Origin of the sequence: Acidocella sp. (assembly GCF_035535915.1) — a bacterium.
Taxonomy (GTDB): domain Bacteria; phylum Pseudomonadota; class Alphaproteobacteria; order Acetobacterales; family Acetobacteraceae; genus Acidocella.
Genome location: NZ_DATLPB010000022.1, coordinates 26924 through 35319 on the forward strand (window position 1 = coordinate 26924; position 8396 = coordinate 35319).

The following is an 8396-nucleotide window of genomic DNA, read 5'->3' on the forward strand; positions in this document are numbered from 1 at the left end:
CGCCGCGATCAGCCAAACATAACGAGACAATGAGCTTCAAGCCCGCCCGCCGCCCGCATTTTTTCTACACCACGGCGCCGTTGCCCTGCCCCTATCTGGCCGGGCGCACCGAGCGCAAAGTGGTCACGGAATTGGCTGGGGTCTCGGCGGAAAGCCTGCATGACCGCCTCTCCCGCGGTGGGTTCCGGCGCAGCCACAACATCGCCTACGCGCCGGTCTGCCCCAATTGCAACGCCTGCGTGCCGATCCGCATCCGCGTCCGGGATTTTCAGGCCAACCGCACGCAAAAACGCGTCGCCAAAGTCAACCAGGACCTGCTGGTGCAGGAAATGCCGCCGCGCGCCACCGCCGAACAATTCCATCTGTTCCAGCGCTACCAGCGCCAGCGCCACAGCGACGGCGACATGGCGACGATGAGCTTCTACGACTACCGCGCCATGATCGAAGACACGCCGATCGAAACCTCGGTGGTGGAGTTCCGCCTGCCCGACGGCACGCTGGTCGGCGGCTGCCTCACCGACCGGCTCGGCGACGGGCTCTCCGCGGTCTACAGCTTCTTCTCGACCGAACTGGACCAGCGCTCGCTCGGCACCTACGCGATCCTGTGGCTGATCGACCACGCCATGGCCCTGGACCTGCCGCATGTCTATCTCGGCTATTGGGTCGAGGAGAGCCGCAAAATGGCCTACAAGGCCAAGTTCAAGCCCAGCGAGATTTTCCGCAGCGGGCAGTGGCTGCCGCTGGTCGAACGACAGGAAGACGTCAGGCAGGAAAGTAAGGAAGTGGCCGCTTTTTAAAAAAAGCGGCGCAAAAACTTTTACTATGCTGGGTCTGAGGCTGTGTCAGCGCCAGCGCCCATGACCCAGAATAATAAAGTTTTTTTGCTACTTTTTGTTCACAAAAAGTAGCGCTTCCTTTCTATTTCTAGAACCCAAACATGTGGTCGAACGAGAACCCGCCGGCGCCGTTATCGACACCGTGGAACCCGAACAGCCGGCAGGTGGTATCGCGGATCAGCACATAGCCGGTCTCGCTCGCCTCCCGCAGTTTTTCCGCCGTGAAATAGCGTGAGGTAAACACGATCGCCGAGCCGGAGCAGGCGATCGAGAATTTCGCCGTGTCGAGCAGCGTCCCGTTCGCGCCGTAGAGTTCCAGCGCCGTGTCGGACTGCGGCGCCCACGGGCCGGAGGCCGGGTAGATCAGCACGCAGAAGCTCTCGCGCCCGCCGAACCCCAGTTTCAGGAACAAGCGCGTGGAGAGGCCCGGCGGCTTGCCGCTGTAGCTTTGCGGCTCGTTCTTGTAGGTCATGATGGTGTTGAAGATATGCGCGCCGAAGCTGCTCTCGGCGGCATGGCCGCTCTGCCGGTCCTCGAAGCGGAACAGCGCGTGCATCCAGCCATTCGCCTCGCCGCCCTCACGGAAATCATACACCAGCTCGGCATGGCCGCCTTCGGCCAGCGCATCCGGCGCCAGCACGTCGTCCAGATCCAAAGCGAGATCGTGGCGGCGCGGCAGCTTGCCCAGGAAACGCTCGAGCAGTTTCGTGCCGTCGGCGGCGAACACGTCCAGCCGCAGCGGCAGGTTCTGTTCCGAAATCGCCATCGGCGTCGGTTGCACGATGGTTTTGAACCGGGTGCGCGGCAGAACCGGGAACGGAAGCAGAAAGCCGCGCCCCATCGACGGGTGCAGGGTTTTGATGCCCGGATCGTCCTTCAAGTCGCCGCGTTCGACATTGATGTGCGCGATGCGCGTGCGCCCGCCGCGCACCACCTCATAACGCGGCCGCACCACATGGCGCCCGGCGCGCAACTCGAGCTGCGCCGGCCAGTGCAGGCCCGGGAAATAATCGGCGACGTCGAGCGGATAGCTGGCGAACGGGGCGATCTCCATATCGATCGCCACCGGCGCTTCGGCTCCCATGCGGTCCAGCGCCATCGCCCCGGCCGGGATCGGCACGGCGTGGCTGTTCTGCACCCAGAGGATCACGCGTTCATCCGCGCGCGGCGCCGGCAGGCCGGCGAAGCGCTCGGACGGCCAGGCATTGGCGTCGTGCGTGCAGGACAGTGACGCGCCGTTATCGGTGGCGTAGGTGTCGAGCGCGTATTTCACCACGTCATGCCCGGCCACGCCCATGGCATGAATGAAGAGCTGCCCGGCGAACGGCCCGAGGCCGAAGCGGCGCCGGATGACATTGCTGTCCAGCACATAGCCGCCGGGGCCGGCCGGCGCCTCGTCTTCCCACTCCGCCAGCACCGCACCCGCGCCGTCATACAGCCGGTGGAAGAAACGCACGGCTTTCGCACCGTAGCCCGACCAGTAATTAGCGGTCGTCAGCCGCGTGGCGAACTGCCCGTCATCGCGGAAGAAAACGAAATTCGTCGCGAAATTCACCGATTCCAGATAGCGGGTCTTGTTGGTGAGCATCGCCTCTGGCAGGCGCGCGCCATCCAGCGTGAGGATCTTCGCGCCCTGCGGCGCAAAGGGCACCAGCCGTTCCGCCATGCGCTGGCCGTCGAACGCGGCGATCAGCACGCACTTCACATTGGCGTGAGACAGTTCGGTGAGCGGCCGGGCGGCATGCCCGCCGCGCATTTTGCCCAGCGCCAGCGTGTCCTGCACATACACGCCCTCGACATCGAAGCCGGGGCAGAGCGCCAGAAGCGGCCCGGCGATGCCGTCCGGGTCGAAGATCGCCACCTTCCCGGCCGCGGCGGCAAGGACTGCGAGATTTTCGGCCGCCACCGGATGCGCCAGCGCCTTGTACGCGACATTGCCGCCGCGAAGATTGTCGAAGGTTTCAATATCCAGCATCATTCCAATCCCAAGCGGCGACGCAGCTCTGCGGCCGCCATCGCGGTGTCATCCAACGGTTTCGTATCCCATAACTTAAGATGCCCGGCAAAATCGCAAGCCCGCCCATCTTCCACCAGCGCATCCATGAACGCGCCGATCCGCGCCGATCTGCCCGGCAGGCGCACCAGCAGCACAGGCGCCGACGTCGCCACCGCCTCGGACACCATGGAGACCGAATCGGCCGTGACGATAATCGCGTCGGCGCAGGCGAGCATGCCGAAATAGGGATTCTCGCCGCTGCCGTCCCAGATCCAGGCCCCACGGGGCAGCAGCGCCTCCTGGAGGATTTTGACCACGTCCGGATCGGTCCGGCGCGAGGGCGTGATCACCAACCCGACGCGGTCGCGCTCCATCATCGCGGCAAATTGCGCGGCGAGGTCGCGGGCCTGCGGCGGGTCGAAACGATAGCGGCCGTTGCTGCCGCCAAGCAGCACCGCCACGAGCGGCCGGCGGAACGGCGCGAAGAACGGCGCCCAGGCAATGGCCTCGGCGGCCAGCCGCGCTGGCGTGACGCGGTGCAAGGCGGTGCGCGTCACCACCACATTGTCGCCGCTGATGCCGTCATGCCGCGCCGCCATAACGAGATCGAATTTGTCCAACGCCATGCGCGGGTGCTGGATCGCCACGGTTTTCACGCCCGGCCGGCGCAGCGCGGCGGCCACCCGCGCGCCGGCCCCGCCCGCCCCCATCACCACCGGCGGCAACGGTTCGGCGAAGGCGGCGCCCTCCACCGCCCAGCGTGCGCTCAGCCACAGGCCGGGCGAGATTTTATCCCAGGGCGAACGGAATTTCAGGTTCTGCAGGTCCGGCGTGAGCCCCGCCGCCTCCGCCAGGCCCAGCGCCTGGGCCCGCAGGCCGGCCAAATCGGTACATAATATCCGCGTAATCATGGCGCGGCTTTGCTGTGCCGCTTGGGCTCCGTCAATCCCGGCGGGCATGATGATACAACAAGCCCGATTGCGCCTTGTAATAATCCGGTTACACTGCCCTCATGTCGTCACGGTCCCCGCCGGCGAACAGTAACCGACCGGAGCCTGCCCTGCCCGCCGATCTGCCGGAATTTCCGGTCTATACGGCGGCGCCGGACTTCACCCCATTCCTGGCGGGCAATACCGGCATACGCGGCTTCACCACGCGCAATTCCGGCCGGCCCGGCCCGCATGTAGTGCTGATGTCCCTGATGCACGGCAACGAACTCGCCGGGGCTATCGTCATCACTGAATTGCTACGGCAGAATTTCATGCCGCTGCGCGGGCGGGTGACGATGGGTTTTGCCAATATCGAGGCTTTTGCCCGCTTCGACCCGACCAACCCGCTCGCCTCGCGCTTCGTCGAGGAGGATTTGAACCGGGTCTGGGACGATTCCCAGCTATTCGGCGTGCGACGTTCGCTGGAGTTGGACCGGGCGCGCGAAATGCGCCCGATCATCGACGAAGCCGACCTGCTGCTGGACCTGCATTCGATGCTGTGGCCGTCGGACCCGCTCCTGCTCTGCGGCCCGACCGCCCACGGGCGGCATCTGGCGCAGACTCTGGCCACCCCGCACATGGTGATCGCCGATCATGGCCATGCCGGCGGCAAGCGGCTGATCGATTACGGCCATTTCACCGCCGCCGTCACCCCGGCCGCGGCCATTCTGGTGGAAGCCGGGCAGCATTGGGAACCGGGCAGCGTCGTACAAACCCGCGCCACGGTCCAGCGCCTGCTGAGCCATGCCGGGATGATCGCCCCTTGCCCGGCGCCGCGCCGCATGCCGGTTTTCGCCCAGGTCACCCGCGCGGTCACCGCGCGCACCAACCGCTTCGTCTTCACGCACGCCTATCGCGGCGGCGAGATCGTCCGCGCCGCGAACAGCCTGATCGCGCACGACGGCGACGAGGAAATCCGCACCCCATACGATGACTGCTTGCTGGTCATGCCCAGCCTGCACGCCGTCCGCGGCCATACCGCCATACGCCTGGCGCGGCTGGTTTAGGGCAAGGCAAGGCAAGGCAAGAAAGCGCTACTTTTTGTGAACAAAAAGTAGCAAAAAAACTTTGATTTTATGCGGGCCTTGGCTGCGCTCAAGCGCAAGTTTGCGTAAGTGCGCCATTCATCGATGGGTTTACCCGTCGATGCGTTCTACCCGGGAAAGCAGGCAACCAGGTCTCGCCGTGTGGATGTTAACGAAAGCGGTTCGTGCATCGCCTAGCGCGCGCTCAAGGGGTGCATCCACGTCTGCCCCCGAACAAACGTGGCCAAGCTCGTATAGGCACTGATCCGCCGCGTCGTAGGCTCGGACAGACACCAAGGCGTTCAAGCGGACGATCGGCGCTACCTCGTTCTCTGATGCAAACCGCGCGCAAGCCTCAGCGTGCAAGAAGATCGGGCTCGGCGTCCAATAGATCCCGCGCGGCCAGGGGAGATTGTAAGAGCCCAGTAACATTGTCTGGCCTGAAGCGGCGCATCGTAGGCAATGTCGGCATGGAAATCTGCCCGCAGCACCTGACGCTTCGACAGATTTGATTGCGTTGCCGTTGTCATCCAATCCGGTGCGGCGGAAACGGTCGGCGATTTCTGTGGCGATTGGGACGCAGCGGAATGCGGTCATGGCGGCTCCTCCTGTTGCAGGCAAAACTGCCCGCGCCAGGCGCAGCACGCATCCCGTTTCTTGCTCTGTTATTCGTGGGTATTCGCATAATAAAAATTTTTGCGCCGCTTTTTTTAAAAAGCGGCCTCTTCCGTCTCTCCCTGCGGGTTCGCCAAGTCGCTCAATTTCTGGCATAGCCAGCGATGCGCCAGGTCCGGCTCGGAGCGCCGGTGCCACACGATCCAATGCCGGATGGCGGGCGTCTCGAAGGGCAATTCCACCAGCGCGAGGTCCGCGGCGGCGCAGAATTCCGTGGCGGCCCGCCGGCTCATGACCGCGATCATATCGGTCTTCCGCAAGATCGGGGGCGCGGATAGCAACGGCGCGTTGATGCCGATCCGCCTTTCGCACCCGGCCGCGGCCAGCCTTTCATCGAGAAATTGGTCGTCCTCCCCGGTCGAGCTCAGCACCAGATGCGGGAACGAAGCGAGACATTCGCCCGTGATGGCCGGGGCCATACAGACCGGGTGACCGCGCCGCGCCACCACCACATAGGAATCCGCGGCCAGCTCGCTCACCATGAACCGCCCGATCGGCGGCTTGTTGGTCACCGCGAAATCCAAGCCTCCACGGTCCAGCAGATCGCCGATATTCTGCCGCCCCACCGGGCGTATTCTGAGGAGAATTCCCGGCGCCTCGGCACGGCAAACCGCAGCAAGCGGCGCCGCCAGCGTCAGCGCCGCCCAATTATTCATCACAATTTCAAAATCCTGCGTGTGCGAGGCGGGATCGAACAACTTGTCGCCGCCGATCGCCCCCCCCAGGCTCTGAAGCGCCTCCCGCACCGTCCCGGCGAGCAATTTGGCGCGCGGCGTCGGCACCATGCCCTGGGCGGTGCGAATGAACAGTTCGTCCTTAAGGGCCAAACGCAGCCGCTTCAGCGCGTGGCTGAGCGCCGGCTGCGCCATACCCAGCTGCGTCGAAGCACGCGTGACGCTCTGCGTTTCAAACAACGCATCGAACACCGTGAGGAGATTCAAATCGAAAGAGCGTAGATTCATCATGAGCCTGCAGAAAATCACATATAGGGATTTTCTTATATGAACTTAAGGCATGATGATGCCCCTCATTCGATGAACATTACCTTTTGTAAAAAATCACCGGACGGCGTCCGGATGGAACCTCTGCGGGCTCCGAACACAAAAAAGGCGGCGCCTGACGGCGCCGCCTCATATCGAGCAGGACCTGGACGGTCTTACCCGACCTGCAGGTTCTCCGCGGAAACCTTGCCCTGGTGACCCGCCTGCGTCTCGTAGCGGACCTTCTGGCCCTCGTTCAGCGTGCTGAGATTAGCGCGCTGCACGGCGGAAATGTGCACGAACACATCCTTGGAGCCGTCATCGGGCTGGATGAAACCATACCCCTTGGTCGCATTGAACCACTTCACCGTACCTGATGCCATATCGCATCTCCTTACAAACAGCGATCCGCAACATGCGGATTCAAAACTCTTTCGATCGTTTGTCAGGAGGCCAGTAAGCACGCCAAAACAAGAACGGGAAAGCGCCTTTATCATTATACGACAAATCTCCGGTTGCGACAACCGAAGGGAGTCAAGGCGCGAACGGAAGGTGCGCCTGCAATTGCGCGGCGCTCGGCAGGTCGGCGGCCAGGAAGCCGCCGCCGAGATCCTGGAACAGCGACACGCTGGCCAGCAACCGGTCCTGCTGCACGACCAACGCCGCCTCCTGGTCGCTGAACAGGGTCACCTGCGCCGTCACCACCGTGGTATAGGTCACCGTGCCGGCCTGGTATTCGTTCAAGGAAATCTGCAGCGCCTTCTGCGCGTCGGCCACGGCGGCGGCCTCGACCTTTGCCTGCTGCGCGAGAATCCGCAGATTGGAAAGGTCGTTCTCGACGTCCTGGAACGCGGTGAGCACGGTCTGCCGGTAGGTTTGCGTCGTCTCGTCGTAAAAATCACGCGCCGCGGCCACGCTGGCACTGCGCGTGCCGCCTTCGAACAAGGTTCCCGACAGGCTCGCCCCCAGCGACCACAGGCTGTTGGAAACCGAAAACAGCCCACCGATCGGGTTGGCGGCATAGCCGCCCATGGCCGACAACGTAAGTTGAGGATAATAGGCCCCCACCGCGACGCCGACGGCGGCGTTCGCCTCGGCCATGCTGCGCTCGGCGGCAGAGATGTCGGGGCGGCGCTCCAGCAGCGTGCTCGGCAGGCCGGGCGGCGGTACGGGCACGGTCATGATCTGCGAGCCCGGCGGAATAGTCAGCTCGGCCGGGGCCTTGCCCAGCAGCACGGCGATGGCATGCTCGAACTGCGCCCGCGCCACGCCGGCATTGATCAATTGCGCCTGCGCGCCCTCGAGCTGGGTGCGCGCGGTGATCACATCGGACGGCGGCACGGTCCCGGCATTGAACTGGTTGATGGTGATCTGCAGCGCCTGCTGGTCCGCCACCACGGTCGCCTGGCTTAACGCGATCAGCGCGTCGGATGCGCGCAGATTGACATAATCGGCGGCCAGCAGCCCCTGCTCGCTTAACGTGGCGTTGGCGAGGTCGGCGGCGGAAATTTGCGCGGCGGCGACATTGCTCTGCACCTCACGCCGGATCATGCCCCAGATGTCCGGCGTCCAATCGACGGTCCCTTCGAAATTGCCCGAAGTGCTCGGGCCTACGGAAAAACCATTGCCCGTCCTGGTGCCGCTCGCCCCGACATTGCCGCCGCCCTCGCCGCTGCGCGTGGCGCTGCCGCTGAGGCCGACCGTGGGAAACAACCCGCCGCGCGTCTCCTGCACGATCTGGGTCGCTTGCTGGTAAGCATAGTAATCGGCGGCGACGGTGGCGTTGTTCACCATCACCTGCGGCTCCATTTTATCTAACAGCGGATCGCCGAACGCGGTCCACCAGTCGCCTTTGGGACCGGCGGCGGCGGGTTGCGCCGGCAGCCAGCCGGCAG

At 64.2% G+C, this 8396-nt stretch carries 8 protein-coding genes; 2 read left to right on the forward strand and 6 right to left on the reverse strand.

Going from position 1 to position 8396, the window contains the following annotated elements:
• The first annotated feature begins 29 nt into the window (after positions 1 to 29).
• Complete coding sequence (locus VNC39_RS02830; protein WP_325395954.1) at positions 30 to 797, forward strand: arginyltransferase; 768 nt, start codon at positions 30 to 32, stop codon at positions 795 to 797.
• A gap of 127 nt (positions 798 to 924) precedes the next feature.
• Here the strand turns inward: VNC39_RS02830 and VNC39_RS02835 are convergent, their stop codons facing one another.
• Entirely contained in the window at positions 925 to 2811 is a 1887-nt protein-coding gene (locus VNC39_RS02835; protein WP_325395956.1) for a hypothetical protein, read from the reverse strand.
• On the reverse strand, positions 2811 to 3743 hold the full coding sequence (locus VNC39_RS02840) for a mitochondrial fission ELM1 family protein (protein ID WP_325395958.1): 933 nt from the start codon (positions 3741 to 3743) through the stop codon (positions 2811 to 2813). The genes VNC39_RS02835 and VNC39_RS02840 overlap by 1 nt, the downstream gene beginning before the upstream one ends.
• Positions 3744 to 3844: 101 nt before the next feature.
• On the opposite strand from VNC39_RS02840, the gene VNC39_RS02845 reads away from it, so the two are divergent.
• Positions 3845 to 4828, forward strand: coding sequence for a succinylglutamate desuccinylase/aspartoacylase domain-containing protein (locus VNC39_RS02845; RefSeq protein ID WP_325395960.1), 984 nt, complete (start codon positions 3845 to 3847; stop codon positions 4826 to 4828).
• Between the two features lie 129 nt (positions 4829 to 4957).
• Here the strand turns inward: VNC39_RS02845 and VNC39_RS02850 are convergent, their stop codons facing one another.
• The 4 genes from VNC39_RS02850 to VNC39_RS02865 all read right to left on the reverse strand — a co-directional run.
• Positions 4958 to 5617, reverse strand: a complete 660-nt coding sequence (locus VNC39_RS02850) for a DUF1203 domain-containing protein (protein WP_325395962.1) — start codon at positions 5615 to 5617, stop codon at positions 4958 to 4960.
• Positions 5557 to 6483 carry a LysR family transcriptional regulator gene (locus VNC39_RS02855; protein WP_325395964.1) on the reverse strand — a complete coding sequence of 309 codons (927 nt, stop codon included), beginning with the start codon at positions 6481 to 6483 and terminating at the stop codon, positions 5557 to 5559. The genes VNC39_RS02850 and VNC39_RS02855 overlap by 61 nt, the downstream gene beginning before the upstream one ends.
• A 194-nt stretch (positions 6484 to 6677) precedes the next feature.
• Positions 6678 to 6884 (reverse strand): cold-shock protein, encoded by a 207-nt coding sequence (locus VNC39_RS02860; protein ID WP_325395966.1) that lies wholly within the window; start codon positions 6882 to 6884, stop codon positions 6678 to 6680.
• Between the two features lie 151 nt (positions 6885 to 7035).
• A partial coding sequence (locus VNC39_RS02865) for an efflux transporter outer membrane subunit (protein WP_325395968.1) occupies positions 7036 to 8396 on the reverse strand: 1361 nt, incomplete at its 5' end.

What these genes read in the sequence shown, in the direction of transcription:
- VNC39_RS02830 (WP_325395954.1), top strand. Translation starts at nt 30, where the DNA reads ATGAGCTTCAAGCCCGCCCGCCGCCCGCATTTTTTCTACACCACGGCG.
- VNC39_RS02835 (WP_325395956.1), bottom strand. Translation starts at nt 2,811, where the DNA reads ATGCTGGATATTGAAACCTTCGACAATCTTCGCGGCGGCAATGTCGCG.
- VNC39_RS02840 (WP_325395958.1), bottom strand. Translation starts at nt 3,743, where the DNA reads ATGATTACGCGGATATTATGTACCGATTTGGCCGGCCTGCGGGCCCAG.
- VNC39_RS02845 (WP_325395960.1), top strand. Translation starts at nt 3,845, where the DNA reads ATGTCGTCACGGTCCCCGCCGGCGAACAGTAACCGACCGGAGCCTGCC.
- VNC39_RS02850 (WP_325395962.1), bottom strand. Translation starts at nt 5,617, where the DNA reads ATGCCAGAAATTGAGCGACTTGGCGAACCCGCAGGGAGAGACGGAAGA.
- VNC39_RS02855 (WP_325395964.1), bottom strand. Translation starts at nt 6,483, where the DNA reads ATGAATCTACGCTCTTTCGATTTGAATCTCCTCACGGTGTTCGATGCG.
- VNC39_RS02860 (WP_325395966.1), bottom strand. Translation starts at nt 6,884, where the DNA reads ATGGCATCAGGTACGGTGAAGTGGTTCAATGCGACCAAGGGGTATGGT.